Genomic DNA, 26146 nt, shown 5'->3' on the forward strand with positions numbered 1-26146 from the left:
TTCCGTGGAGAGAGTAGGACTTGATACCTGTCCAGTTAGAAAATGCTTTTCATTCGATAATATTGCAATCGCACATACATACGAGAGATGCGGGTGTGCGTTTCAGGTTTCTGAGTATCTTGAGTGGTATCCGGAGCAGCTAGATATTGCTAAGCAGTCGGCTAAGGCGCTAGAAAGTTACATTGATAACCAGTTGCTTCAAGGTAAGGAAGTTGAAGCTATCCCGTATTGGGATGGTCTGGATCCGGCGGAGATTACGCAAGTAACCCGTGTGAAAACTGATATATTCTTATCTGAGAGCTTTGTATTTGACTCGGGTGACCACCTGCGCTTCTCCACGCATAACAAGCGGTTGTAGTCGCCACGAAATACGCGGCTGGGACGGCTTACGCTACGCTCCAGCCGCCCCTAAACCGAGCGTTAGCTGTCAAAGGAAGCTCAGGTGATGATCGAAACCTATTCCAGCTACATAGATACATACTTGGTGCAGCCGGGAAGGGAGAACCGCCCGGTGCCGGGTGAGCATCACTTCGTAAGTGCCTATCTGGTTCCGCGAATATTCGAAATTCGGGGCAAAGTGCCGGAATACATCAACCCAGACGGCACAAAGAGTATTGTTGGCGATGTCGTGTACTACGACGCCGGGAAGCATCAGCACGGCTTGGAAGTGAAGTTGGGAACCGTTCGCCTTACCAGCGGGGAGTTCAATAGCTGGATTGTTTCAATGAAAACAAGCGGATGGCCGGATTCTTTCATCGGCATTGGCCATAAAGGAATTACGGTCTGCTCATGGCGCGAGTTCCGCCGAGCTTACATCGCCTTGGTTCGATCAAAAAAGGGCAACGAAAAATGGACACCGCAAGAGCTTGAGCCGAAAAAGTACGGCCCAATCCGGCAAGTCGATGGATTGCTGCCTCACCTCGATCAGAGTGTGGTGTTTCAGTACGAATCGGAGCCTCATCTAGCGGTGAGCGCCGAGGCAGAATTTTCAAAGTCGTTGCGCAGTGCAATTGACAGCTAACAAATCGTTGCAGCGGACGTTTGACCTGCCGTGCTTTTTTGCTGCCGCAAAAACGGCCGTCGCCTCAAACGCCGCTGAACTCAAGCGTTAGTTGCCCATGAAATTTAAGCTATTCCCAAGCAATGAATTGATCGGAGAAACTCTCTTAGAGAACGAAGATCCCCCAATGGGCGTGGCTTCCGGCGAGTTAGTACCTTCTGAAAGCTATTTCAAATATCAAAAGTACTTTAGCAACCAAGATTTTCAGAAAATTTCAGAACTCAAATTAACTGTTATCTCGGATACCGGCGTAACTCTTAAGCCGAGTGGGGGTATAGGGATTGAAGATTACTCTGAAGAAATGGGGGAGCTATCTGTGTATGTTAATGTTCTTGGCATAGAAAGCTATGTATATACGCAATTGCTTCCTGATCATGTTGCAGCCTACGAAGAACAGTTCAGGTAGGAAGCAACTAACAAGGCATGGCAACCGACGTCTTACTTTGTGCACTTTTTGCACGGTCGCTGCGTTCCTATTTTCGTGCAAAAGGCACACAAAGTAAGCCACGGCTGCGCACGGCGTTATGTTTTAGAACCATGAAATTCACATTTATCGCAATTTCCATATATCTAGTTTCCGGATTCGCTTACGCCTGCTCTTGTGTCGAGCTAACCGACATAGAAAAGATAAGTAGCGCAAGTAAGATCTTTGCTGGCAAAACTATAAAAAGCGAGATTAACGATCAGTATGAAGTAGAGAACCTGATCAAGGTGGTAAAGGTCTACAAAGGCAACGTAGGCAAAGAAGAGATAATTCGTTCTAGCGGAATCTCGGCAAGTTGTGGGGTGGAAGAGTATGTGGGGTTTAGTTACCTTATTTTCACCAATGAACAAGGTGAAGCATCCATCTGTTCTGGGCATGAGGAGTATGACCCCTTACATCTTGAATTTTCAGGAGAGGACAGTCCTGGCAGGCTATTCCGCGCACTCAACAAGAAAAAACATAAAAAGCGGTTGTAGTTGCCGCAAAAGACGCGGCTGAGACGGCTTACGCTTCGATCCAGTCGCCCCTAAACCGAGCGTTATGCATCTATGAGCAAATTGAAAATTATTGCACTTTGTATTTTATTTTCTGGATGTACCAGTATTGAAAAATTAGGCAATGAAAGTCAATTTCAAAGTATGTTGGGTGCCAAAACGCTTCTTAGCGATGCCCTCATATGTAGTATAGAGCCTAGAGAAGGGGTGTCAGTTCAAAATCAAATTGTCTGGCAAGTTAAGAATAATGAGTGCTACATCGGTGATACAGTAATGCCACTAAATGAAGGCGATACCGTGATAGTCACTGATATCATAGAGGTTAAAAGGTTAAATTTATTTAAATTTCAGGATTGGTACATTTTAGAATATGTGGTCAATCGGAGTCAGCCTGTTGAGTTCATTTATCATTGGGGTATGTCAACAACATCGCCTGATTACCCTCATAATGCAAAATTGCCAAAGTGGAAGTAATGCATAACAAGGCGAGGCAGTTTGTTCTGGCCCTGCGGGCCCCCACCGGACAGCTTACTTTGCGCACTTTATACGTTGGTCGGTTCGGTCCCATTTTCGCGTATAAATCGTATAAAGTAAGCTGCCGCTGCTCGCGGCGTTAAATTTTAATCATGGTCATATTTTCAGTTACGAGAAAAGGATTTAAGGAACTTGAACCTATTATAAGGTCAGGAAGGTATCCGGTTTGGGTAGGAGGAAATGTCCTATCAGAGAAAGAGCTAGAGGAGTTTAGGGACGGCAATATTTCTCTCACAAATTTTACTTATAAAATCGACCCATCGGATAAGGAAGTTTTAGAGGATGCCCTCTGTACAATAGCTGAGCATCATCCAGAAGAGAGAGTTTGGCTTGATTGCCGACCTCAAATTTAACTAGGCCAAGCAGCGTCGCCCTCGCCCTTCGGGCGCCACTGTTGGCAACGTAATGAATAAAGTGAAGAACTGCTAATTACACTAGGTTTTTTACTGTTCGCTCATCAGGTGGTGGCAACAAGTCTTAAGGTTCCAGTTGGATATCCAGAATATGCGGTTCGAAATTGTATTGAAGGCGTAGTGAAATTCAGACACACCATTTCAATAAAAACAAGCCTATAAACATCCAAATACTGGAAGCCAACCCAAAAGGAATTTTTGAAGAGGCAACCATTAAAGATGTTTCTCTTTGGCACGTTGAAGGCAAGGTTGGCACCATTCAAGAGAGTCAGTTAACGTATAAGTTAACCGGTGACCAAGGCTGCGACTCATAATAATCACAGGCACTATGCTACGACCCTTAGAGCCTTCGCGGGACGTCCCACTTAGTGCACATTTTTCGCACAAAGTAATACGCTCCTGAGCTTGAAGTTATGCCTTGCCGCATAGATTTCGTACAAATGACACAAGAATGTCGTAACTAATTAAGGCTGATCCTCTGAAAATATGAGCTCAATTTTTAGAGGTCAGAAATATAGAAGTGAAAGTAAACACAAAGAAAATCATCAGTCTGAGAACTATGCGGGCCTGGAGTCAGCAACAGCTGGCCGAAGTAGCATCAGTTAGCTTAAGAACCATACAGAGAATTGAAAAAAGCGGAAATGCTTCTCAAGAGTCCGTTAAATCAATATCGTCTGCTTTTTCAATTAAGCCTGATGATATTCTCACTAAAGAGAAACAAAAATTTTCAGTTAAAAGGCGAGCCAGAAAATATATCTCTGTAATATTGGCATTCGGTGGTTTGTCGTTACTATATGCGTCCCTTTCTACTGCATCGCCGATTATGCTCAAAGTAGATGCCAGTTCAAATAATGAACAGCTGGCATCTATTCGCCTTCTGAATGAAGAAGGCCATGAAAGCGAAATGCGTGTTGATAATATGCTTAAAATTGAGGTTGCTGCCCAACAAACGCCAGAGAATCAAATTCGTTTAAAAACAAAAGTATATGAATTCAAAGAGGATATGGGCTTTGTACATGTAGCAAGTCCGATTTTACTTACAGAATTTAATAAGTCCGCGAACATTAAGTTTAGCGCCTCAAATGGGGTCCCCTTTGAAATCCAGATCATCCCAGAGAATTAGGGCATACCAACGCGCTGCAGACCGCCATCTTACTTTGTGCGCCTTTTGTGCGGTCGCTGTCGCTCCCATTTTTGCGCAAAATACGTACAAAGCAAGCTGCATTCCTGCACTTAGACCTTTCTGCACAGCCTTATTTCGCGGCAATAGTCATCAAGGATAGCTATGAAGTTATTTAGAATAATCACGTTAACTGTATTGCTGCCAGGTTGCGCGACCATGTACGGATTCACAGGCTCAGATGAAGGCAAAAGAGTCGGTGACTCAATGGAATATCATGTTACACACCCGGGACTGAATATAACGATAGTGGAACCTTATAGCGAAAACTTGATACCGATAGAGACCGTTAGCAAGAGCTCCCCATCACCAATGGTCCACACTGTAAAATTTGGAACGGCCGATAACTTTCATCAGCTAAAGATCGTAGGCAAGTATGAGAAAGACCTGTATCTTGACGGAGTAAGCTACGGGTCTGTTTGGAGTGCCGACGTGGTCGTAAAAAATGGCCATCTTTTTATTGACGGCGTTTCTGCAAATAGAAGTGAAAACTAACGATACGTTGGATTTTCCTTTGACCCAGTAAACGTTACGAATCTTCTATAGGGAAAGGTTAGTGAAAGCAATAAGTATCAGAGATGCCGTAATTGAGGATTCGGGTTTGATTCTTCATTTTGTAAGGGAGCTGGCAAGGTATGAGAAGGCCGAGCATGAAGTAGTCGCTACGCAGCGCGATATTGAAACATCGATTTTTGGAGAGGACTCGACGGTCAAAGCACTAGTCTGTGAAACCGAATCCGGCCCCATAGGTTTTGCCGTATATTTCTACAATTACTCAACCTGGCAAGGGAAAAACGGCCTTTACCTCGAGGATCTCTATGTTTCACCGGAGCACCGAGGCTTTGGTGCTGGCAAGGCGCTGCTAAAGCATCTGGCAAAAATTGCCGTGTCAAAAGGATGCGGACGATTTGAGTGGAGCGTATTGGATTGGAACAAGCCTGCAATAGATTTCTATGATTCAATTGGGGCCAAGCCCAAGAGCGAGTGGATCGGCTACCAACTGGCAGGGCAAGCCCTAACGGATTTCAGTGAGAGTTAGACAGCCGCAGTCAGGGTGATCCGATCATTCGAGCCTCCATGGGAAGACTTACGCAGCATACTTTATAAGCCATACATAATTTGGAGAGTAAATGTCTGACTGTGGTTGTGGGGCAGAACAAGCACAAGAACTAGAGAGAAGAACGCTTATCTGGCTCCTCTCAATAAACGCATTCATGTTTGTTGCTGAGCTGGTTTTAGGGTGGTTGGCGCAATCTACGGGCTTGATTGCAGATTCTCTGGATATGCTTGCAGATGCATCCGTGTATGGACTTTCACTCTACGCCGTTGGCAAAGGCGTCCTGCATCAGGCAAAGGCAGCCCAGATCAGCGGTTTTCTGCAAATCATCCTGGGACTTGGCGTTCTGCTTGAGGTTCTAAGGCGGTTGTTTTTTGGCAGCGAACCGCAAAGCTTGCTAATCATTGCAGTGGGAGCCGCGGCATTAGTGGCAAATGTTGTCTGCCTGGCATTAATATCCAAGCACCGGGAAGGGGGCGTACATATGCGGGCCTCCTGGATATTTTCGACAAACGATGTCATCGCCAATCTCGGGGTAATAGTGTCAGGCGTGCTTGTTGCCATAATGGGTAGCCGGTTTCCCGACTTGATAATCGGCACAATAATTTCAATTATTGTTGTTCGCGGCGGAATCAAGATAATCCAAGAAGCAAAGCAAACGCGCGATTCATCCAAGAATGTCAATAACGCATAATTAGCGGGACCTATTGCGAAAACAGCAACGATATTACGGCAAGTTAAAAACCTTGTGCATGTAGATAGCACCATGAAAATACAGACTCTATTAACACGAATGGCGAAATTCTAAAGAACGTACCATGGACAGAAAAAATTATGGTAGAGCCTGACAGTATCTATTCTTACCTTTTCACCCTAATGGCCATCGCCGCCGTACTGGCCTTGGCAAGAATTATTTTCAGCCTTCTGTCAGTAGGAAAAACTGTCAAAATGGCAAAGGGCGAGCATAATTCAAGGGGACTTTTATTTTACCTATCCATTGTCATGATTTCATCTATCGCAGGACTTGGTAGCTTTTTAGGTTACAAGCAATATCTCAAGCTAAATCATGAATACGAAGCTCAGGCAAGAATCAATGCAAAAAAGGCTTTCATAAGACCAAAAGAGTGGTGCCTGACGCAGGCATCGAGAATCTATAATTCCTCTGGCTACATTAAAAAAACGCTATACGTTCCGAAATATTACGACGCCTGCCTGAACATCAGTAAAACAAACATGGACTTCTGTGCAAGCTTGGAGCCCATGCTGATATATTCAAGTAGTGGAAAGTACTTTTCCAGTGCCTGTAAAAACTCACAAATAGGTCAGCCAGGCTGTGAAGCACTATACAAGGTAGCGTCGAAATATTGCGCAGGATAGTTATATGGCAAGCCCATTTGTGCACGCTCTAGAAGGCCCTTGTCAGGGCTCTACACCCTTATTTCAGGTTTATTGCCGCACAAACCTTGAGCCAAACTGTGTCCCATGAAAAACCTGTTTTCAGCAATACCCGATGATCTCTCTGCGGAGGTCTTCGAAGATCTGGTCTCCAGCCAGTCCGTACGCATCGAGCGGATTATCTCCCGGGGACACACAACGCCGGAACAGGACTGGTACGACCAGGATGAGAATGAATGGGTGGTGGTGTTGCAGGGGGCTGCGCGGATCCTGTTTGCCGATGGCAGCGAGGAATCACTGGGAGCGGGCGACTTCGTCAGCATCCCCGCCCACAGCAGGCACAGAGTCAGCTGGACAGACCCGGATCAAATCACCATCTGGCTGGCTGTGTTCTACCGCTAGCCGGCGGCCTCATCCCGCCTCCAGTTTCACCTCCGCCCCCATCTACGCCCTCACAGTGATACCGCAATGGCATTAAGATGCCAGTTGCCACCCAATCCTTTAAGACCGCGCACTGATCGACTGCACAGATCAACAAGGGGAACCGCCATGAAACTTCGCCAACTTATGACTTTGTGCCTGTTGTGGGCCTGCAGCCAGCTGGTGCTGGCGATGGAGGTATCCTCGGGCAAACTGGAGACCCTGCCAGCGTTCGAGTTCCACGGCATAGCGCCGCGGCCGGCACATGTGTGGTTACCGGACGGCTATCCCGGCAAAGAGCCCTATGCGGTGCTGTATATGCATGACGGGCAGATGCTGTTTGATGCCAGCATCACCTGGAACAAGCAGGAGTGGGGCGTGGATGAGGTGGCCGGGAAGCTGATGGCCGAGGGCAAGGTGCGGCCGTTTGTCGTGGTGGCTGTGGAAAATGTCAGCGAGGCGCGTCACGGCGACTACTTTCCGCAGAAGGCCCGCGCCCTGATGCCGCCGGCGGCGCGCAAGCAGGATCACCCGTTTAATAGCGCCGAGCTGCGCGCGGATCGCTACCTCGAATTTCTGGCCAAGCAACTGAAGCCGTATATCGACAGCCACTACGCGGTCAGCGGCGATGCAGCCGACACCTTTATTGCCGGTTCCAGTATGGGCGGACTGATTTCGCTCTATGCCGTGCTCGAATACCCCGAAGTATTTGGCGGCGTCGCCGCCATGTCGACCCACTGGCCGGGTATCGGACCCGACGACAAACTGCCGGTGGCGGCGGCTATCCGCGACTACCTGCGGAAAAAGCTGCCCGCGCCGGACGGTCATCGCTTTTACTTCGACCACGGCACCGAGACGCTCGACGCCTACTATCCACTACTGCAGCAGAAGGTGGATGCCATCATGTGCGAACACGGCTACGACAGTTCCAACTGGCAGACCCGGGTCTACCAGGGCCACGCCCACGACGAAAAATCCTGGCGCGCACGGCTGGACGTTCCGCTGATGTTCCTGCTCGGCCCGGCGAAGTAACGGCGCCGCGCTGCAATCATTGGCATTGATCCCGCGGGCCCTGACCGGCGGGATCGGTTGTAATACCTCCGCAGTTAAGCTACAAAGCCCCCCTCAATCAATCCCCACCTAAAGGCCCTTTCGATGCGCTATTTAACCGCATTACTGGTGCTGCTGGTGTCCCTCTGCGCGTCTGCCGCAGATACCCAGCGCCCGCAATTTACCTTCACCGCCATTCCCGACCAGAACGAGGCCGAACTGATCCGGCGCTTCCAGCAGGTTGCGGATTACCTGTCCAAAGAACTCGATATGGATGTGAAATACATCCCCGTGAAGAGCTACCCGGCGGCGATCACCGCATTCCGCAACAACCAGGTACAGCTGGCGTGGTTCGGCGGCCTGTCCGGCGTGCAGGCGCGCAAGGCGGTGCCCGGTTCCCAGGCGATTGCCCAGGGTTACGAGGACCAGTTCTTCAAGAGCTACTTTATCGCCCACAGCAGCACCGGCCTGAAGCCCGGCGACAAGCTGCCGCAAGCGCTGGCCGGCAAGACCTTCACCTTCGGTTCCAAGGGTTCGACGTCCGGCCGCCTGATGCCGGAGTTCTATATCCGCCAGGCCTTCGGCAAGGCGCCGGAACAGGTGTTTTCCCGCGTGGGCTTCAGCGGCGACCACAGCCGCACCATCGCGCTGGTACAGTCCGGTGCCTACGATGTGGGCGCGGTGAATTACTCGGTGTGGGACAAGGCCGTGGCCAACGGCGATGTCGACACCAGTAAGGTATCGGTCATCTGGACCACGCCGACCTACGCCGACTACCAGTGGACCGTGCGCGGCGATATCGACCAGCAGTTTGGTGCGGGCTTTCAGGACAGGCTGACCAAGGCGCTGCTGGGTATCACTGACAAGGCGATACTCGACGGCTTTCCTCGCTCGAAGTTTGTGCCGGCCAACAACCACACCTACGATGCCGTGGAGCAGACGGCCAAGCAGATCGGCCTGCTCGACGACTTCTAATGCCGCCGCTGCTTGAACTGCGCGATTGCCGGCTGACCTACCCGAGCGAGCGCAAGGGCCAGCCGGACAGGCTGGCGCTGGCGATCGACAGCCTGGTTATCCACAGCGGCGACCGCATCGCCCTGCTGGGTAAGAGCGGTACCGGAAAGAGCACACTGCTCAGGGAATTGCGGCGCCGGCTGCCCGCGCAGGCCAGCTGGTGCCCGCAGCAGGCCGCACTGGTGCCGCAGCTGAAGGCGTTCCACAACATCTACGCCGGCGCCCTGGATCGCCACCCGGGATTTGTGAACCTGAAAAACCTGCTGCTGCCCTCCCCGCGCTTCAAAACCGAGATCACCGCGCTGGCGCAACCGCTAGGCATCGCGGATCTGCTGTGGACCAAAGCCAATGAGCTTTCTGGTGGCCAGCAGCAGCGCGTGGCCATCGCCAGGGCCCTCTACCAGCACAAGCCGCTGTTGCTGGCCGACGAACCGGTATCGGCGCTGGACAAACTCCAGGGGCAGGAACTGCTGTCGCTGCTGCTCGACCGCCACCAGACAGCGGTGGTTGCGCTGCACGATGCGCAGCAGGCGCTGCAGGTCTGCAACCGGGTGATCGGCCTGAAAGACCGGCGCATCGCCTTCGACAGCGCCGCCGGCGAGGTCACTGAAGACACACTGCAACGGCTCTACCTGTGAAGCAGTTTCTGCAACAGAGCCGCAGCCTGCGGGCGCTGACTTTGTATTTTGCCCTGGTTGCCCTGTTCTGCCTCGCCTTCGCCGACCTGGCTGTCAGCACCCGCAGCCCCGGTCACGAACTATGGCTGATGGCCCGAGGTCTGCTGACGCCGCAGATCCCCGATACGCACCAGTGGCTGGATGCCGCGCTCTATACCCTGACCTTCTCCCTGCAGGGTGTGGTGCTGGCGGCGCTGTGCGGATTTATTTTCGCGATCTTTTACCACCGTGCCTGGGTTCGCTTCCTGGCGGCCTTTCTGCGCTCGATTCACGAGGTGTTCTGGGCGCTGATCTTTATCCAGATCTTCGGGATTTCCACCCTCGCCGGGGTGCTGGCGATCGCGCTGCCGTTCAGCGGCACCATGGCCAAGGTCTACGGCGAGCAACTGGAGGAAATCGACCGGGCGCCGGCCAGGGCGATTGCCCCGGGGCGGAACAACAGCGTCAGCCAGTTTTTTTATGCGAAGCTGCCGCTGGCACTGCATGCGATGCGCCACTACACGGCCTACCGGATGGAGTGCGCCATTCGCTCCTCGGTCGTCCTCGGCTTTATCGGCCTGCCGACACTCGGCTTCCACCTGGAAACCGCACTGCGCACCGGCGAGTACTCCGCAGCCAGCGCCCTGCTGCTGACGCTGCTGGCAATGATCTATTCACTGCGCTTCTGGTTCAGGGCAAAACTGCTGTGGCTGCTGGTGCCCGCTGTGTTTATCGCGCGCCCGCTCACCGCGGACTGGCATGGCGACAATCTGGCGCGCTTCCTGTGGGACTGCGTGCCTGCGCCCATCAGGGAGGGCTGGGCGCCGGAGAAAACCCTGCGCTGGCTGGGCTGGCTCGGGGAGCAGGCCGCCTCCGGCGGCTGGAACACCTTTTTACTGGCGCAGATAGCGCTGGTGCTGACCGGCCTGTTCGCGCTGGCGGGATCGACCCTGAACTCCTCGCACTTTATGCGCGGCTGGGTGCGCGCCTGCGGCGACGGCCTGCTGCTGATTTTGCGCTCCCTGCCGGAATACCTGCTGAATTTTATCGGCCTGATCGTGCTGGGCCCTTCCATGCTGCCGGCGATTATCGCCATCACCCTGCACAACGGTGCAATCATCGGCCACCTGCTGGGCAAGCACAGCGACGAAGTGGCGCCGGCGGTGATGCCGTCCGGCCCGCTAAGCCGCTTCGCCTACCACTATGTGCCGACGCTGTATCAGCGCTTCCTGGCTTACTGCTTCTACCGCTGGGAAATCATCATTCGCGAGACGGCCATGCTCGGAATACTGGGAATTCCGACGCTGGGTTTCTATATCGATTCGGCGTTCGAATTCCTGCGCTTTGATGTGGCGATGATCCTGATCCTGGTCAGCGCCGCCATGACGATGGCTGCGGATATAATTTCACGAAGACTCCGCCAGCAGTTCCTGCAATTGGCATGAGTACCAGCTGATAAGATGGTCTATTGCTGGAATAGATAGACAGGGGGATTAGAACTGATGGAAATAGAGACGGCTTCGTCTGGCGCCAGTGATCCGGGCGCGACCGCAGTCATCACACACCGGGTCTGCGAAAACAAACAGGCGGGCTATGAAAAATGGCTCACCGAGATAGCGCCGCTGTGCAAAAAGGCGCCCGGACACCTGGACTGGCAGATCATCCGCCCAATCGCCGGGCTCACTTCGACATACACTGTCGTGATCCGCTTCGATACGAAAGCGCACCTGGAGGCCTGGCTGGACTCCGCCGATCGCGAGCGGATGATCGAGGAGGTGCAACCGCTGCTGTTGGAAGGCGACGACTTCTTCATCAGCAGCGGGCTCGATTTCTGGTTTACGCCGAGCGGCGCCAAAGCCAAACTGCCGACCCGCTGGAAGCAGCTGCTGGCAACCTGGTCCGTTATCTATCCTCTGGTTCTTGTCATTCCATTACTGGTTTTGCCGGTACTGCGGCTACTGGGCACACCGGATTACCACTGGCTGGATACGCTGGTAGTGACCGGAATTACCGTAACACTGATGGTGTACGTGGTAATGCCCAATTACACCAGGCTTATTCGGCGCTGGCTGTTCGACTAAAGACGCATGGTAACTCTGGCCGGGCTTCCTAACCCTATTCCCAGCGGGTATATTTTCATTTGCTTTACGGTATTACCGGTCGATGTATACGGCAGGTAAAACTTGTCACTGGCTACTACTAACAGAATAACAACAGGGAAATCCCATGGAACAGACTCCTTACGCGGCTCCGCAATCCGAACTGGACAAGCCCCAGAAAATCGAAATCCCCGAGGAAATCACCAAAAAAATCAAAGGTGCTGTGATTGCCGGTATCGTTTCCATCACGATGACGGTCATCCTGACCCTGGTATCGATTTACGGCACTTCGGTAATGGGCCTGGACGCCACTGCGTTTATCGACGCAGCGCTGATGGCCGCGTTTACTTTCGGCACCTACAAAAAGAGTCGCGTCTGCGCCGCGCTGATGCTGCTGCTCTTTGTTGCCAACAAACTGATCATGTGGACCAGCTCCGGCAACGTCGCCGGCCTGCCGCTGGCGGCAGTCTTTGCATGGTTTTACCTGCAGGGCCTGATCGGCACCGTGAAGTATCACCAGCTGGTAAAGGCTCAGACCACCTGATACGGGCATCACCGGATGGCCGGGCAGGCCATCCGGTAGTTCTGCGCCCGCCCATGCCCGGCTTCTACTAAGCTGTTGGGCACAAGCTTCCCCGCTCGAGCAAACCATGAAATCAGTGTCGGCTTTTGCCCTGCTGCTCGCCCTGCTGCTGACTTTGCCTCTCCCCGCCACCGCCGCAGCACAAAAGGCTCCCGGTTACCGCATCGAGCAGATCAAGGACAACGTCTATCGCTTCACCGCCGGCAATTACCGCTCGGCGTTTATGGTGACCGACAAGGGACTGTTCCTGACCGACCCCATCAACCGGAAGGCCGCAAAATGGCTGCAGCAAGCTCTCAAGCGTCGCTTCGATGTGCCGGTGCGCTATCTCGCTTACAGCCACAATCACCTCGATCACACCATGGGTGGCGATATCCTGGCGACTAAGGGCGTCTCCGTCATCGCCCATGAATACGCGGCCGAAGATCTGGAGTGGACTCGGGTGCAGACGGCCATGGCGGATATCACTTTCCGCGATGACCTGGTGATCAGGCTCGGCGATAGCCGCGTTGAATTGCGCTATCACGGGCCCAACAACGGCCGCGGTTCGGTGAGCATGCGCTTTATGCCCGCCAACGTACTCTATGTTGTCGACTGGATAGTGGTGGGGCGCATGCCTTACAGGGATCTTCCCGGCTACGATATTCACGGCATGATCCGCTCGACGCGGGAAGTACTGGCCGAGCCACCGTTCGATGTCTTTATCGGCGGCCACGCGGACACGGGAACGCGCGAGGATGTCCAGCGTTATCTGCACTACCTGGAAGCCCTCTACGCCGCGGTGCGCGACGGCATGCTGCAGGGCAAGTCCCTGCCGACACTGCAGCGGGAAATCACGCTGCCGGAATACAGCGACCTGAAGATGTATCGGGAGTGGCTGCCGCTCAATATCGCCGGGGTCTACCGCACGCTGATGGATATGTCCTATTTCAATCTGCGCAGCGACATAGAGGGGAAATAACGCCTCAGCCTAACCCTATGGCGCTGTCACTTCATTCAGCCCCGCACAACGCTACAATTTTCCGATGAGCAGCAAAACCAAGGTCGCCATCCTGGTGCCGGGCATCTTCGACCGCGGCAAGTCGATGCACCTGATGAAGCAGGTGCTGGAGGATGCGGGCTTTTCCGCCTACTACCTGCACCTGCAGTACAACTCCGGCTGGTATGGCATGGAATTTCTGTCGCACCAGCTGAAAAGCCAAGTGGAGAACCTGATGGATGAGGGGCACACCTGTGCGCTGGTCGGTTTCAGCATGGGGGGGATCGTGGCGCGGCATTATCTGCAGGCCCTGGGCGGACTGGAGCGTGTGCACAAGTTCATCAGTCTCTCCAGCCCGCATTACGGCAGTTTCTGGGCCAATTTCCTGCCCTATCACGGTGGCAAGCAATTGCGGATCCGCAGTGATTTCCTGACCAAGCTCAACCATAACGTCGATTGCCTGGCCCCGACCGAGCCGGTTTCCATCTGGACCAAATACGATGTGACAATACTGCCGCATACCAGCTCCCGCCTGCCGCTCGGCGCGACCTATACAGTCCCGGTTGCGCTGCACCGCTGGGTGCCGATGGACCCGAGAGTGATTTCCATCGTTGCCACTGAATTGGAAGGCGCCCTGCGCTAGGGATTGGTTAGAGTGCGTTAGGATCTGAGGCGGCGCCACCTCTGCCGGCACCTGCCGGATCGCCCACGGCCCGCAAATTTTTCCCGTATTTCCCGGCCAATCCTCGCGGACCTCTCCCGCATTACTGTCGGAGCATTCCACCCCAGTGGCGAGGCCCGATAGCAATTCTTCTTCATCAAATATTTACACTTCAACGGGAACGCCCGTCTGCTTTTCTGGGAGCGCTTGGCGAGTAACAGAATTGCTTGACGGCCCATTCAACCTCCCGTAAAAACGCGCGTCGCAGTTTCACGCCAATCACACGATGTCCTGGGTTTCCTTCAATGTATTCCGCACCCTGGGGTTTGCGGACACCCTGCAATTAAAGCCGGAAGAGGTCTTCGCGCACCGTACCGAGATCAGTGCGGCCGACTGGGTTCTGTACCCGGAGTACTGGCAGCTCAACGCGCTGATTTACGGCCTCAAGGCACGGGTGTTTCCCAGCGAGGCGAGCTATCGTCTCGGCCACAACAAAATCGAAATGACGCGCGCCTTCGAACTGGTGGCGCCCGCCAACACCCCGGTCACGCGCATCCTCGCCAATACGCCAGAAAACGCGGAGATTCTCTGGGAGACGATGGATCATCCGTTTGTGGCCAAACTGCCCAAGGCCTCCCAGGGCAACGGCGTCTGGTTGATTGAATCCGCACAGGACTGGCGCGACTACCTGGAACGGACCGACGTGCTGTACGTGCAGGAGCAACTGCCGATCGACCGGGATATCCGCATCGTTGTCGTGGGTGACCAGGTAATCGCTTCCTACTGGCGCCTGCAGGCGGCGCAGGGCTTTTACAACAACGTATCCAAGGGCGGCTTTGTAGACCGCAGTCCGGTGCCACAGGCGGCCATTGACCTGGCCCTGTATCTGGCGCGGACACTGGACATCAACCACGCCGGATTCGATATCGCCATGGTGGGCAACCACCCCTATGTCCTCGAGTTCAACCGGCTGTTCGGCAACCAGGGTATCGAGGGCGGCGACGCGCACCTGCGCGCGGTCATTCGGGAATACCTGCTGCAGCACTCGGTTCCCACCGGCCCCAATTTCCCCTCGCGCCCAACGGCACCGCGGCGCCGCCTGAAACGGGTCGCGTGATTCGGGTTGCCCAAATGAATAAGTGTCGCTAGGCGGGCAGCTTTAGCCGCCGGCCGACAATTCCGGGCGGTGCCACCAATCCCGCTGAACTATAAGCTGAACTATAAACAGGGTACCGCTGCCGCGATCGGACCTCCATGGAAAAGGAATTCCTCGAACTCATCAAAATTACCGCTTACCTGATCGAGTCTTTCGGCGTAATCGTCGTGCTGGTGGGCTCTATCGCCACCACCCGCCAGTTCCTCAGCAACCGGCGCAAGCTGGAAAGCGGTGAGGCCTACAGGATCTACCGGCAGGATCTCGGACGTTCGATCATCCTCGGGCTGGAGTTCCTGATTGCCGGCGACATTATTCGCACCGTGGTGGTGGCGGATTCCATAGAGGGTGTGGGCATCCTGGCGCTGATCGTCCTGATCCGCGCGTTCCTCAGTGTCACCCTGCAATACGAGATCGAGGGCAGGTTACCGCGGCCGGTAAAGTCCGACACAAAAAACTGAAACACCCTCAGTCCTATCGAGCCGCCGCGACGCCCTGGCGCAATATCCCTCTTTAATGTCACCTTCATCGTTCTGGCCCAATCAATTCTGCGCAATTGGTGCTAACAAGCACCGCTGTTCAATCGCATCTTGTCAGCGCTCTGTGTGCATAGGTCCGCTGTCATAAGCCAGTTGTGGTGGCGGACCGTTTTTTACCCATAAAAATTTAAATAAAGATCAGGTGCGACCATGAATGCTTTCTCCACGTGCTTCCCCAAAAGCGCACGCAACCTGCGCCCGGCGATACTCGCTCTGGTATCCAGCCTGGCCCTGCCGATGGCCGCCTGTGCGGCCTCGCTTTTTTCCGACGATTTCTCCTCTGGCGATATCAGCGGCTGGAATAACTCCGGCACTGTTGACGCCTACAACAGTGAATCCATTCGGCTGCGCGCCACCTCGACAGCAACGCACGCGGTTTCCAGTGCCGGCTATTCGGCGGTTTCGGTCAACTTCGTGATGTCCGCGTCTTCGCTGGAAAACGGCGAATTCTGCTACGCGGAAATTTCCACCGATGGCGGCAGCAACTGGACCACCGCACTGACCATCGCCAACGGCCAGGACGACGGCACCCTTTACAGTGCCAATGCCGCGCCCACCGGTATCGACAACAACCCGCAGGTGCAGGTCCGGTTCCGCAGCACTGGTGCCACCACCGGTGATTACTGTTATGGCCAATCGGTAACCGTCAGCGGTACCGGCGGCGTCTCCACCGATCCGGATATCGATGCCCCGGCGAGCCTGGACTTCGGCAACCTGACGCCCGGTGGCAGCAACACCCTGAATGCCACCATCAACAATCTCGGCACTGCGGACCTGGTGATCAGCAATATCAGCAATCCGGCGGCGCCGTTCAGCATCGCGTCGAGTAACTGCAGTGTCGTGGCGCCCGCAGGCAGCTGCCAGATCAGCGCGGTATTCGCGCCCAGTGCAGATGGCAGCTATAGCGATACCATCACGGTTTCTTCCAACGATCCGGATACCGGCAACGCGGTGATCAACCTCTCCGGTAGTGCCAGCACCAGCGGGGGCGGTGGCAGTGTGGAGAACTTCGATCCACTCAGCGGTAGCGGCGCGGTCAGCCGCAGCGCGCTCACCTACAATACCCTGATCAACGGCAGCGATCCCGGCGCGCTGTTGGATTACAGCAACTATGCGCTGCCCGCCGATGCGGCCATGCCCACCAACCAATTCGAGGGCAGCCTGGAGCTGTTCGGCGAGGCGACCGGCGGTGCCTTCGATGAACAGAAAGACACCTTCCGCTATACCGGCAACGGCGATACCACGCGCAAACACCTGCCGGAATTCAATTTCGAATTCGTGCAGACCGGCAGCCATATTTTCCCGGTGCAGCGCGGTTCCATCCCCAGCAGCCACCCGGAGTGGGAATACGTCCTGACACCGGGGCGGGTGTGGAATGAGAACGGCGATAACGGCTACAGCCGCGTGGCATTACCCTTTGCGCTGCAGCAGAAGAATGCCAACTGTATCCACAACGGCGTGATGACGTTCCTGTTCAAGGACGACGGCTCGGTTTCCGATGTGGCTTACCAGATCGCCGGCGAAACCTGCCTCTACTTCCAGGTGGATATGTGGGGCCAGCTCGACGCCAGCTATACGCCGCACAGCGTGAACAACGCGGCGGGCCTGACTGCGGATTACCAGGCTGAAGTGAATGGCCGTATGCCGGTGAAACCGCTGAGCGCCCTGGCCACTGATTATCCGGGCACTGATCCCGCCAAGTTCGCTGCGCCGAGTGGCAAGGATCCGGCATCCATGTCGCTGGTGGGTTTTGTGATCGACGGCACCCACTATGTCGGCGGCTGCGCATCGCGGCAGGGAACCTATCCCTACTGCGAGTCCCTGCCGGTGCCCTCCTATTCCACGGCGAAATCCGTATTTGCCGGCAGCACGCTGATGCGCCTGGAGCAGAAATATCCCGGCACCTTCAATCAGATCATCGGTAATTACGTGCCCGACTGTGCGACCAACGGCAACTGGGACGATGTGACCTTTGAAAATGCGCTGGATATGGCCACCGGCAACTACAACCTGTCCGGTTATATGAGCGATGAGGATGCCACCCATACCGACAATCTGTTCCTGCCGGAAGACCACGCGTCCAAGATCAACTACAGCTGCACCGAGTACTCGCGCAAGGCTGCGCCGGGCACCACCTGGGTCTATCACACGTCGGATACCTATATCCTCGGCACAGCAATGAACGCCTACCTGAAAGGTATCGAGGGCAGCGGCACCGATACTTTTGACGATATCCTTGTGGGTGAAGTGCTGGGGCCGCTGGGTGTCAGCCCCACGGCGAAATTCACCCGCCGCACCTACGACTCGGTCGCCGAACCGTTCACCGGCTGGGGGTTGATGTGGCTGCGCGACGACGTGGCCAAGATCGGCAGCTTTTACGCCGGCACCAGCCAGTCGGTACTGGATCAGACGGAAATGGATGCGGCCCTGCAGAAAACCGCAGCGGACCGCGGCCTGGCCCCCCTGGCCGACTACCACTACAACAACGGTTTCTGGGCGCATGAGGTCGGCGCAGACCTGGCGGGCTGTAGTGGCGAAGTCTGGCTACCGTTTATGTCCGGTTACGGCGGTATTACGGTGATGGTGCTGCCCAACAACAGCGTCTACTACTACTTCTCCGATGACGACGATTACCACTGGCTGGATGCCGCCGTCGAGGCCCACGGCATTCGCAGCTTGTGCCAGTAATCAGGATTGAGTTTCTTTTCCTCGCAGGACGGAACGGGGGCGCCTTGCGCCCCCTTTTTTTATTCCATTCAAAAAAGCCTATACGCAAGGCTCGATAAAAACCCTAAAACACTCCGCCCTGACCGCACTTTTTCAGGTCTGCACCTCTCACAAGGCTGAGTGAACAGACAGACTGAAAGATTTTTCGGGGCGACATGGCCGGTCCGGGCCCGCTCCGCTCTAATTGATGTGGCAATTTGCAAAAAACCAGAAATTTCGGTTTATTGTTTTCTCTACATTGCAACGGCTGCCGTCATGGGTTGGACGGAGCACCAGAACAATAAGGACCAACAATGCGCATACTCTTTCTGATCATGGCGGTTTGCCTGAGCGCCTGCGATCGCGCGCCGGACTCTCCCAGTAAAAGTCAGGCCCAGAACCTGCCCTATGGCAGCTGGCCATCGCCGATTTCTGCGGAGTTCGCGATTGCCGGCAGTCGCGGGCTGGGAAGTGTGTCCTTCGACAACGGTTATCTTTACTGGGTTGAGTCCCGCCCCGAGGAAGGTGGGCGCATCACCCTGATGCGCTGGAAAGCCGGTACAAAATCCGAGGAGCTACTTCCCGCCCCCTGGAATGTGCGCACCCGCGTGCAAGAGTACGGCGGCCGCTCCTATACGGTGGCGGACGGGGAAATATTTTTCAGTAACTTCAAGGACCAGCAGCTGTATCGATTTAAGCCCGGGCAGGAGCCGGTAGCATATACCAGTGAAGCCGGACTGCGCTACGCCGCCTGCAATATGGATCGACCGCGCCAGCGTCTTATCTGCGTTCAGGAGGATCACCGCGCAGAAGGCGAGCCTACCAATGCGCTGGTGGCGTTGCCCCTGGACCAGCAACGTGAACCCACCCTGCTATTCAGTGACAGCGACTTTGTTTCAGCCCCGAGCCTGTCGCCAGACGGTAAAGAACTGGCATTTGTCAGCTGGAATCACCCGAATATGCCGTGGGACAACACCACGCTCTGGTCGGCAAAATTCGGTGAAAACGGCCAGTTACAGCAGCTGGTCAATCACAATCCCGACAGCGAGGAGTCTATCGTCGACCCGCAATGGGGGCCCAACCATCAGCTTTACGCCATCTCTGACCGGGATAACTGGTGGAAGCTCTACCGGGTCAACGGGCAGGACTTCACCCCGCTGCAACCGGTGTTCGAAGCGAGCGAGCTTGGCGGGCCAGCCTGGACACTGGGAAGCCACTATTACCGCTTCCTTAACGACGGTCGCATCGTCGCTGAAGTCAGGCACGGCGGTATAGAGAACGTAATGCTCATTGATCCGGCCGACAACAGCAGCAAGAAACTTGCTGTTGAGGGAGTGACCTTCAGCGAACTGCAGCCCGTCAAGGAGCAGCTGTTTATGGTCGAAGGCCTTACCGAGCGCCCCCCCGAACTGGTGCGGATCAATCTCGGTGACGGCCAGCGTGAAGTGATTCGTACCACTGGCGATGCCGGTGTGGGCCCGGAGTGGATACCGAAATACCAGCTGGTAAGTTTTCCAACCTCTGGTGGTGCGACCACACACGGCATCTACCTACCCCCCACCAATCCGCAGGTGCGCCCCCCGGAAGGGGAAGCACCGCCCCTGATCGTCACCGTTCACGGTGGGCCGACATCCGTCAGCAGCCCCACATTCAGCCGCAGTGACCTCTTCTGGACCAGCCGCGGTTTCGCCATTCTGAAACTGAATTACCGCGGCAGCACTGGCTTTGGCCGGTCGTACCGCCGCGCCCTTTACGGGCAGTGGGGCGAAGCAGATGTAGACGATGCCATCGCCGCGGCCAAATGGGCGGCGGATTCTGGCCTGGCGGCCCCCGACAAACTCATTATTCGTGGCGGTAGTGCCGGCGGCTTTACCACACTGGCCGCCCACGCCTTCCACGACACCTTTGCCACTGGTGCCAGTTATTATGGGATCAGCGATCTGGAGGCGCTGGCGCAGGAAACCCACAAGTTCGAGTCGCGCTATATGGACAACCTGATCGGCCCATACCCGGAGGACAGGGAAACCTACCGTCAGCGTTCCCCCATCCACCATCTGGAAGGCTTCAGTAAGCCACTGCTGCTCTTACAGGGCGAGGACGACCCGATAGTACCGCCCAACCAATCGGAAATGATCTTCAAGGCGCTCGAGGCAAAGGGTGTTCCCACCGCCTATCTGGCCTTTGCCGGTGAATCCCACGGTTTCCGCAAATCGGAAAACCAGATACGCTCACTGCAGGCAGAGTTGTCCTTCTACCGGCAGGTACTCGGAATTGATGCGGCAGAACAACTACCGCCACTGAAAATTATCGGACTGGAGAAATAAGACTTTTCCGGCAGGCAAATACTAGACGTGAGGGGCCGCCCTGAACCGCATTCCGACACAGCACTGGCGGAAGCTATGCAGGTAACAGGGACGGCCTTGATCAGTGGAAAATATTAACAATCTTTGACAAATCGCTATTAGGCCAGGCGGACCGATTCCGGACACATCGAAATGAGCAACCCGCCCTATATCGAAACACAGGCTGCCCAGAAGGGTTTTCTCTACCCCTTCTTTATGCTGCACATGCTGGTTTTCGGTGGTATTGGGTTCTACCAGGCGTATTTTGCGCGGGAGCCATCCATTGTTCACCTTTACCTGTTCGGCGGCTTCGCGATCTATGTCTATCTGAAATTTTACCGCGCTATTTTCGGGCGAGACACGATTCGGTGGATGTTTATCAATGCCGCACTTGGCTTCTGGGGGCTCTATAATGAGCTGGCTCTATTTCTGGCGTTCACCGGTCGCTCGATAGAAAATTACTCTATCATCGTGCATATCATTCCGTTTATCTATTACATCATGTATACGTTTCTGCTCCGACAAGCGGTGATCGACATATTTGGTGCGCGACAGGATAAATCCAGAAAAGAAAAGGTGGAGCGCGGTTACATCGGGGTGTCACTGGCGATATTCGCCGGCCTCTATTTTCTCAACCGGCTCTAATCCCATTCTCGATGTCGGTAACACTTTTTCCAGTAGCAGTCGCTGCCCGCCCGGGAGGCTCTATCAGACCGACAGAGCCAGAATCACGCCATAACGCGAAAGTATCTATCAGGCGCCATCTTCTCCAAATGCATTGCACAGATGCGCTGACTCACCGCGCTTGGCCCGCTTACTGCGCAGCCGCAGGTTAAGCATTTCCACCGCCATGGAAAACGCCATCGAAAAGTAGATATAGCCTTTGGGCACATGCACATCGAAGCCTTCGACGATCAGTGTCAGTCCCACCATGATCAGGAAGGACAGCGCGAGCATTTTGACTGTCGGGTGGCGATCGACGAAATCACCGATGGGCTTTGCCGCGATTAGCATAACGCCCACTGCCAGCACAATGGCCGTGGCCATGATGGATATTTCCTCCACCAGACCGACGGCGGTGATCACCGAATCAAGTGAAAATACGATATCGAGAATAGCGATCTGCACCAGCACCAAGCCGAAACCGGCGGCAGCCGCAGTACCGCTTTCCGATTCGGCACCTTCGAGACTGTTATGGATTTCGTGCGTGGCCTTCGCCAGCAGGAACAGGCCACCACCGATCAGGATGATGTCGCGTCCGGAAATCTCCTGCCCCAGCACAGTAAACCAGGGCTCGACCAGTCCCATGATCCAGACGATTGAAAACAACAGCGCGAGGCGCGTGAGCATGGCCAGGACCAGTCCGATATAGCGCGCGGGTTCGCGCTGTTTCGATGGCAGCCGGCCGACCAGAATGGAAATAAAGATGACGTTGTCGATACCCAGGACGATTTCCAGCGCGGCGAGAGTCGCCAGCGCAACCCAGGCCTCCGGGTTGGCCACCCATTCGAACATGTAAACTCCCTTTTAGCAGGATGCGATTATTTGCGGTGGCGCATTTTAAGCGGACTCATTCAGCCAGGCCATGGCCTCCGCTTCATCCTCGAAGTAGCGCGCTTCACCGCCGATAAACCAGGAACCTATCTTGGTAGACAGTTCCTGCCAGCGGCGATTGCCGACCATGGCAATGCGGTTGAACTCGCGGCCGTGCTTCAGCCCGAGCTTCATGTCGTCCCACGCGGCACGCGGTTCCCAGCCTTCCAGTTCGGTCGCGTCGAAGAAGACATTGATTTTCGGGTGCTCCACCCCGGCGATGGCGGACTCCATCATCGGCACCAGGGTCTGGTAGTCGTCGTGGGTCAGCTTTCCGCACACGCGCAGGGAAAGGAAGAATTCACCATTGGTGCGTTCCATACCGACCGTTAGGCCATGACGTTGCACACTCATATACGAGTCCTCCGGCAATATGCAGGATTTATAGTGTGACTGTCCGGTTATAACAATTACTGGCGGGGCGGGACAAGAGCGGGGGCGGGATGGGGAAGCATCGTCCCGCCGGGGAGAAATCCCCCGGCGGCAGGTCGCGTACTCAGTGGCTGCTGAGGATGTCGACGATTTCGTGGGTGGCCTGGATCAGGCGCACAACTTCGCCCTCGATGCTGACAGTCACATAACCATAGCGATCCACCGGCTTGACGATCACTGCGTGACTGTAAATTTCCGGCTCGAGGACCGCACCTTTCTGCAGCTTCTTTTTCCAGCCCGGAGGCAGCTCGCCACCGCGCTCAACTTTTTTCTGCAGGCCCGGTGGCAGGTCGTTATTGGGCTTGGCCAGAGCGCTCATCGCCGGCAGGGCGACCAGAGCGGCGAGTCCGATGGCAATTGCAGATTTACGCATACTTTCATCCTCAATCTGAAAGGTAGTATTCAATGGTTGATACCACGCGCACCTTCTTGATGTGCGGGTTGTTCTTGTCCCGATCGCTGATGCTGAACTGGCCCTGGGAGGCCTGTTTAATCTTGCCCAGTACGCTATCGGAATCCTCGGCGAATTTCTGTGCGACCTGTCGCGCCTGACGAGTGGCCTGCTCGATCATTTGCGGCTTGATGTCATTCAGACCGGTAAAAATATACTCGGTCTGCCCCTGGTAGTTCTGGGAAAAGGCAATGCCATCGCGCCCCAGGTCTGCCAGCTTACTCATGGCTGCACGCACCACATCCACCTGCTTCGAGTAGACCATTACCGTCTGCAGGGCGGAGTAACGGAATTCCGGACGCGGGCCGCCGCCATACTGCTGGGCAATCTTATCGGTGATTCCCGGCATCGACTTGGAAATCTCCCCGGGCTTGATGCCCTGTGCCTGCAGGAACTTCTCGATGCGCTCGCTGCTGGCGGCAATGTCCTGGTAGAGGGCTGTCAGGTCATTACTCGCAGCGGTGAACTGAATCGGCCAGATCACGATATCCGCCGGCACTTCGCGCTCCGCCAGCCCCTTGACCGTCACGGTGCGCTCATAGCCCTTGAAGCGATCCACGGCGCTGCCGATCAGGGAGCCGAGCGCCGCCAGCCCCAGCAGTATGCCCACCCCGAGAATCAGGGCGGAAAAATTGTTCTGTATCTTCACCATTGAATCCGTCGTTCTTCTTGCTCAAACCAAAACGGGCGATCGCAAGGATCGCCCGGCGCGACTGAATCCAGACTGAATGGTCCGGCTAGATACGCAATCACGCACTAAATGCGCTCGACCACCGGGTCTAGCGGCTTCACGCCCACCGCTGCCGCGCGGTCGGCTACTGTGACCGGGTCGTCGATGTCGGTATTGGTCAGGAATTGCATGAGCCGACACTTACGGGCTCTGTTGGACAGGTTGCGGCTGCTGACAGTTCCAGCAGAAATCAAATACCGCGTCATTCTCTTCGCCGCAGGCCGGGCACTGCCAGACACCGCCCTCGTCTGTATCAGCCAGCAGCTGGCGCGCGCGGTCATAGTCCCGCTCGCGCTCCAGCCATAACTCCGGCCATGTCTGGTGTGGCGCCAGGTCACCAGCTCCGCCCTGGGCGAACTCGTTCTTCAGGAAGACTGGTATGCCGGCGACTTCCAGCTTGCTTTTGGCCAACTCGACGAGCAGGCGGTTCTCATGGGTAAAGATCAGTTTCATTGCCTGGCAAATCCACTATTTGGCCAGGTGAAAATTGAACCTGATTTCCCTGTCGGGCGTGTCTACCGGGCTGCCGTCGACAAATCGGGGAGCATAACGTGCCTGTTCCAAGTACTGCTTTGCAGCATCGCCAAAACTGGATGAGCCATTGGCCTCCAGAATTTCGACATTCTCAGCAAAACCGGCATCCGAGATGGTGAAGCGCGCTACTGCGTACCCTTCCCGTCCGGTTGCAAGTGCTGCTTTGGGATATTCCAGCGTGCGGTTGAACAGAGGCACAGGCTCGTGATCCATATCAAATGGAGTAGCCTTGCCAATAGCCCGACACTGCTCTATCGACTTTTCCTGCAGACCCATCTCTTCATAGGTCTCAACCAGGAATGCGCGGGTTGTCAGCTCCAGCTGGCCGTCTTTGCCATTTTCGACATTTACCACGTCCAGAGCTTCCATGAGCAGAGGCTCAGCCTTTTCATATTGCTCCCTCGCCAAGTAGTATTTACCCAGATAAAAAGAGGAATAAAACCGGCCGTAAGCCTGCGTCTTATAAGGACCGGAAAAAGCGGTGTACGCTTCCTTCAGATATGTACGCGCACGTCGTTCCCTCGCAAAGTCCAGCGCTATTTTCCCAGCTTCAAGATTGACTGTTGCAAACAGGAGCGATTTATCACCTTTACTATTTTTCGCTATCGATAGTGCATCCTCAATATACATTCGGTAGCGTTTTTTTCTCGACTGCTTGACCTCTTTCGCCCTGACTTTCGCCAGAGCTAAAAACGGGTCAATGAGTTCGATACCGTTATCACCGTAAATTTTACGATGACTTTCCAGGGACTTCTGCAGATACAGTTCAGCTTCTTCCGCCTTATTGATCGCTATCAACGCATTGCCATAATTCAGAGTCGCCGCAGCAAAATTTTTATTGTCTATCGGATAGTTTTCTACGACAGAAAAAACCGATTTCGCCGCAGCCGCAATTTGCTCCGGATTTTTTGCTTTTACTGCGCGCTGGTATTCCCTGAAGTGATCACCGAGCTCACTGGAATAGGCAATCGATGAAAGCAGAAACGAAGCCCCTAACACAAAGCGAATTAAGCAAATCAAATTATTTTTCATTCTATTGACTTTCCCTGGTCATCTTCTTCACCCAATAAAAGGGCCACTTATGTGGCCCTTAGGGTAACAGCATTGAGACGGGGCTCCTACAGACGGTCACGAAATTCCCGCGGCAATCAACGAAGCACCACCGGTCAGTGTTAACGCAAGCTCATCGCTGCACATCCACTGCCGACACACTTGTCCGCATCACTGACATTGATCTCCAGTACCGTGTCCCGGCTGTCGCCCTGTATCTGCCGCGCGACGATTGCGACCCTGCCGGCGGTACTGGCCGTGTATTCCTGCACAACCCGTCCCTGTGCGTTGAGTTGCACCGCCAACCGCTGCCCGGCCCGCACCATTTCACCGCTATCCACCAGCAGGTCGATCCAGACCGCACTCGCCGGTGCCGTGGCAGCAGAGGCCAGTGTGCGCTCGATCCAGGCTGATGTCGGTCCCAGGTCCACGGTAAGCACCGCCGGCCTGGCCGATTCCAGCGCCACCGCCGCCGCTGGCACAGCCAGCGCGACGACCATCAGGCTCCGCAACCACTTCATACGGAAACTCCCCCTC

At 55.0% G+C, this 26146-nt stretch carries 30 protein-coding genes; 23 read left to right on the top strand and 7 right to left on the bottom strand.

Annotated features, from left to right (window positions below; all coding sequences use genetic code 11):
- From IG168_RS20595 to IG168_RS05335, 23 genes are all read left to right on the top strand, one after another.
- Nucleotides 1-358 (top strand): hypothetical protein (locus tag IG168_RS20595; protein ID WP_226876555.1); only part of this gene is annotated, 358 nt, incomplete at its 5' end.
- A gap of 84 nt (nt 359-442) precedes the next feature.
- Nucleotides 443-1021, top strand: a complete 579-nt coding sequence (locus tag IG168_RS05230; RefSeq protein ID WP_193162524.1) for a hypothetical protein — start codon at nt 443-445, stop codon at nt 1019-1021.
- 97 nt (nt 1022-1118) lie between these two features.
- Entirely contained in the window at nt 1119-1466 is a 348-nt protein-coding gene (locus IG168_RS05235; RefSeq protein ID WP_193162527.1) for a hypothetical protein, read from the top strand.
- 17 nt (nt 1467-1483) lie between these two features.
- Complete coding sequence (locus IG168_RS05240) at nt 1484-2020, top strand: hypothetical protein (RefSeq protein WP_193162529.1); 537 nt, start codon at nt 1484-1486, stop codon at nt 2018-2020.
- Between the two features lie 72 nt (nt 2021-2092).
- Nucleotides 2093-2512 (top strand): hypothetical protein, encoded by a 420-nt coding sequence (locus IG168_RS05245; RefSeq protein ID WP_193162531.1) that lies wholly within the window; start codon nt 2093-2095, stop codon nt 2510-2512.
- Between the two features lie 993 nt (nt 2513-3505).
- Nucleotides 3506-4108: a helix-turn-helix transcriptional regulator gene (locus IG168_RS05250; RefSeq protein WP_193162533.1), complete on the top strand. Its 603-nt coding sequence runs from the start codon at nt 3506-3508 to the stop codon at nt 4106-4108.
- Nucleotides 4109-4721: 613 nt separating this feature from the next.
- The gene (locus tag IG168_RS05255; protein ID WP_193162535.1) at nt 4722-5204 is read left to right on the top strand and encodes a GNAT family N-acetyltransferase; all 483 of its coding nucleotides are present in this window, start codon (nt 4722-4724) and stop codon (nt 5202-5204) included.
- A gap of 91 nt (nt 5205-5295) precedes the next feature.
- Nucleotides 5296-5916, top strand: coding sequence for a cation transporter (locus tag IG168_RS05260; RefSeq protein ID WP_193162537.1), 621 nt, complete (start codon nt 5296-5298; stop codon nt 5914-5916).
- 140 nt (nt 5917-6056) lie between these two features.
- Complete coding sequence (locus IG168_RS05265) at nt 6057-6599, top strand: hypothetical protein (RefSeq protein ID WP_193162539.1); 543 nt, start codon at nt 6057-6059, stop codon at nt 6597-6599.
- A 105-nt stretch (nt 6600-6704) separates the two neighbouring features.
- On the top strand, nt 6705-7019 hold the full coding sequence (locus tag IG168_RS05270) for a cupin domain-containing protein (protein ID WP_193162541.1): 315 nt from the start codon (nt 6705-6707) through the stop codon (nt 7017-7019).
- Between the two features lie 147 nt (nt 7020-7166).
- A complete protein-coding gene (locus IG168_RS05275; protein WP_193162543.1) occupies nt 7167-8069 on the top strand; it encodes an alpha/beta hydrolase in 903 nt (300 codons plus the stop codon).
- Nucleotides 8070-8192: 123 nt separating this feature from the next.
- Nucleotides 8193-9062: a putative selenate ABC transporter substrate-binding protein gene (locus IG168_RS05280; protein ID WP_193162545.1), complete on the top strand. Its 870-nt coding sequence runs from the start codon at nt 8193-8195 to the stop codon at nt 9060-9062.
- Nucleotides 9062-9739, top strand: a complete 678-nt coding sequence (locus IG168_RS05285; RefSeq protein ID WP_193162547.1) for an ATP-binding cassette domain-containing protein — start codon at nt 9062-9064, stop codon at nt 9737-9739. Before IG168_RS05280 ends, IG168_RS05285 begins: the two co-directional genes overlap by 1 nt.
- Nucleotides 9736-11202, top strand: coding sequence for a PhnE/PtxC family ABC transporter permease (locus IG168_RS05290; RefSeq protein WP_193162549.1), 1467 nt, complete (start codon nt 9736-9738; stop codon nt 11200-11202). The genes IG168_RS05285 and IG168_RS05290 overlap by 4 nt, the downstream gene beginning before the upstream one ends.
- 57 nt (nt 11203-11259) lie before the next feature.
- Entirely contained in the window at nt 11260-11838 is a 579-nt protein-coding gene (locus IG168_RS05295; RefSeq protein ID WP_193162551.1) for an antibiotic biosynthesis monooxygenase, read from the top strand.
- 145 nt (nt 11839-11983) lie between these two features.
- Nucleotides 11984-12400 carry a hypothetical protein gene (locus tag IG168_RS05300; protein WP_193162553.1) on the top strand — a complete coding sequence of 139 codons (417 nt, stop codon included), beginning with the start codon at nt 11984-11986 and terminating at the stop codon, nt 12398-12400.
- A 106-nt stretch (nt 12401-12506) separates the two neighbouring features.
- Nucleotides 12507-13400, top strand: coding sequence for an MBL fold metallo-hydrolase (locus IG168_RS05305; RefSeq protein WP_193162555.1), 894 nt, complete (start codon nt 12507-12509; stop codon nt 13398-13400).
- Nucleotides 13401-13464: 64 nt separating this feature from the next.
- Complete coding sequence (locus tag IG168_RS05310; protein ID WP_193162557.1) at nt 13465-14061, top strand: esterase/lipase family protein; 597 nt, start codon at nt 13465-13467, stop codon at nt 14059-14061.
- Between the two features lie 304 nt (nt 14062-14365).
- Nucleotides 14366-15196: an ATP-grasp domain-containing protein gene (locus IG168_RS05315; protein ID WP_193162559.1), complete on the top strand. Its 831-nt coding sequence runs from the start codon at nt 14366-14368 to the stop codon at nt 15194-15196.
- A gap of 137 nt (nt 15197-15333) precedes the next feature.
- Nucleotides 15334-15693, top strand: a complete 360-nt coding sequence (locus tag IG168_RS05320; protein WP_193162561.1) for a DUF1622 domain-containing protein — start codon at nt 15334-15336, stop codon at nt 15691-15693.
- A gap of 228 nt (nt 15694-15921) precedes the next feature.
- A complete protein-coding gene (locus IG168_RS05325) occupies nt 15922-18459 on the top strand; it encodes a choice-of-anchor D domain-containing protein (protein ID WP_226876556.1) in 2538 nt (845 codons plus the stop codon).
- A gap of 332 nt (nt 18460-18791) precedes the next feature.
- Nucleotides 18792-20801: an alpha/beta hydrolase family protein gene (locus IG168_RS05330; protein ID WP_193162563.1), complete on the top strand. Its 2010-nt coding sequence runs from the start codon at nt 18792-18794 to the stop codon at nt 20799-20801.
- 171 nt (nt 20802-20972) lie between these two features.
- Nucleotides 20973-21464, top strand: coding sequence for a hypothetical protein (locus tag IG168_RS05335; RefSeq protein ID WP_193162565.1), 492 nt, complete (start codon nt 20973-20975; stop codon nt 21462-21464).
- A 108-nt stretch (nt 21465-21572) separates the two neighbouring features.
- Here the strand turns inward: IG168_RS05335 and IG168_RS05340 are convergent, their stop codons facing one another.
- The 7 genes from IG168_RS05340 to IG168_RS05370 all read right to left on the bottom strand — a co-directional run.
- Nucleotides 21573-22334, bottom strand: coding sequence for a TerC family protein (locus IG168_RS05340; protein WP_193162567.1), 762 nt, complete (start codon nt 22332-22334; stop codon nt 21573-21575).
- Between the two features lie 45 nt (nt 22335-22379).
- Nucleotides 22380-22766: a SpoIIAA family protein gene (locus IG168_RS05345; RefSeq protein WP_193162594.1), complete on the bottom strand. Its 387-nt coding sequence runs from the start codon at nt 22764-22766 to the stop codon at nt 22380-22382.
- Between the two features lie 142 nt (nt 22767-22908).
- On the bottom strand, nt 22909-23217 hold the full coding sequence (locus IG168_RS05350; protein ID WP_193162596.1) for a hypothetical protein: 309 nt from the start codon (nt 23215-23217) through the stop codon (nt 22909-22911).
- Nucleotides 23218-23227: 10 nt separating this feature from the next.
- Nucleotides 23228-23947 (bottom strand): SIMPL domain-containing protein, encoded by a 720-nt coding sequence (locus IG168_RS05355; RefSeq protein WP_193162598.1) that lies wholly within the window; start codon nt 23945-23947, stop codon nt 23228-23230.
- A 219-nt stretch (nt 23948-24166) separates the two neighbouring features.
- The gene (locus IG168_RS05360; protein ID WP_193162600.1) at nt 24167-24478 is read right to left on the bottom strand and encodes a putative signal transducing protein; all 312 of its coding nucleotides are present in this window, start codon (nt 24476-24478) and stop codon (nt 24167-24169) included.
- Nucleotides 24479-24493: 15 nt separating this feature from the next.
- Entirely contained in the window at nt 24494-25591 is a 1098-nt protein-coding gene (locus IG168_RS05365; protein ID WP_193162602.1) for a TonB family protein, read from the bottom strand.
- A gap of 140 nt (nt 25592-25731) precedes the next feature.
- A partial coding sequence (locus tag IG168_RS05370; RefSeq protein ID WP_226876557.1) for a hypothetical protein occupies nt 25732-26146 on the bottom strand: 415 nt, incomplete at its 5' end.

This window comes from Microbulbifer hainanensis (genome assembly GCF_014904735.1).
GTDB lineage: Bacteria > Pseudomonadota > Gammaproteobacteria > Pseudomonadales > Cellvibrionaceae > Microbulbifer > Microbulbifer hainanensis.

Bases quoted from the DNA above. Each gene is read 5' to 3' on its own strand.
- IG168_RS05235 (WP_193162527.1), top strand. From the start codon at position 1,119: ATGAAATTTAAGCTATTCCCAAGCAATGAATTGATCGGAGAAACTCTC.
- IG168_RS05240 (WP_193162529.1), top strand. From the start codon at position 1,484: ATGGCAACCGACGTCTTACTTTGTGCACTTTTTGCACGGTCGCTGCGT.
- IG168_RS05245 (WP_193162531.1), top strand. From the start codon at position 2,093: ATGAGCAAATTGAAAATTATTGCACTTTGTATTTTATTTTCTGGATGT.
- IG168_RS05260 (WP_193162537.1), top strand. From the start codon at position 5,296: ATGTCTGACTGTGGTTGTGGGGCAGAACAAGCACAAGAACTAGAGAGA.
- IG168_RS05265 (WP_193162539.1), top strand. From the start codon at position 6,057: ATGGTAGAGCCTGACAGTATCTATTCTTACCTTTTCACCCTAATGGCC.
- IG168_RS05270 (WP_193162541.1), top strand. From the start codon at position 6,705: ATGAAAAACCTGTTTTCAGCAATACCCGATGATCTCTCTGCGGAGGTC.
- IG168_RS05275 (WP_193162543.1), top strand. From the start codon at position 7,167: ATGAAACTTCGCCAACTTATGACTTTGTGCCTGTTGTGGGCCTGCAGC.
- IG168_RS05280 (WP_193162545.1), top strand. From the start codon at position 8,193: ATGCGCTATTTAACCGCATTACTGGTGCTGCTGGTGTCCCTCTGCGCG.
- IG168_RS05285 (WP_193162547.1), top strand. From the start codon at position 9,062: ATGCCGCCGCTGCTTGAACTGCGCGATTGCCGGCTGACCTACCCGAGC.
- IG168_RS05295 (WP_193162551.1), top strand. From the start codon at position 11,260: ATGGAAATAGAGACGGCTTCGTCTGGCGCCAGTGATCCGGGCGCGACC.
- IG168_RS05300 (WP_193162553.1), top strand. From the start codon at position 11,984: ATGGAACAGACTCCTTACGCGGCTCCGCAATCCGAACTGGACAAGCCC.
- IG168_RS05305 (WP_193162555.1), top strand. From the start codon at position 12,507: ATGAAATCAGTGTCGGCTTTTGCCCTGCTGCTCGCCCTGCTGCTGACT.
- IG168_RS05310 (WP_193162557.1), top strand. From the start codon at position 13,465: ATGAGCAGCAAAACCAAGGTCGCCATCCTGGTGCCGGGCATCTTCGAC.
- IG168_RS05315 (WP_193162559.1), top strand. From the start codon at position 14,366: ATGTCCTGGGTTTCCTTCAATGTATTCCGCACCCTGGGGTTTGCGGAC.
- IG168_RS05320 (WP_193162561.1), top strand. From the start codon at position 15,334: ATGGAAAAGGAATTCCTCGAACTCATCAAAATTACCGCTTACCTGATC.
- IG168_RS05325 (WP_226876556.1), top strand. From the start codon at position 15,922: ATGAATGCTTTCTCCACGTGCTTCCCCAAAAGCGCACGCAACCTGCGC.
- IG168_RS05330 (WP_193162563.1), top strand. From the start codon at position 18,792: ATGCGCATACTCTTTCTGATCATGGCGGTTTGCCTGAGCGCCTGCGAT.
- IG168_RS05335 (WP_193162565.1), top strand. From the start codon at position 20,973: ATGAGCAACCCGCCCTATATCGAAACACAGGCTGCCCAGAAGGGTTTT.
- IG168_RS05340 (WP_193162567.1), bottom strand. From the start codon at position 22,334: ATGTTCGAATGGGTGGCCAACCCGGAGGCCTGGGTTGCGCTGGCGACT.
- IG168_RS05345 (WP_193162594.1), bottom strand. From the start codon at position 22,766: ATGAGTGTGCAACGTCATGGCCTAACGGTCGGTATGGAACGCACCAAT.
- IG168_RS05350 (WP_193162596.1), bottom strand. From the start codon at position 23,217: ATGCGTAAATCTGCAATTGCCATCGGACTCGCCGCTCTGGTCGCCCTG.
- IG168_RS05355 (WP_193162598.1), bottom strand. From the start codon at position 23,947: ATGGTGAAGATACAGAACAATTTTTCCGCCCTGATTCTCGGGGTGGGC.
- IG168_RS05360 (WP_193162600.1), bottom strand. From the start codon at position 24,478: ATGAAACTGATCTTTACCCATGAGAACCGCCTGCTCGTCGAGTTGGCC.
- IG168_RS05365 (WP_193162602.1), bottom strand. From the start codon at position 25,591: ATGAAAAATAATTTGATTTGCTTAATTCGCTTTGTGTTAGGGGCTTCG.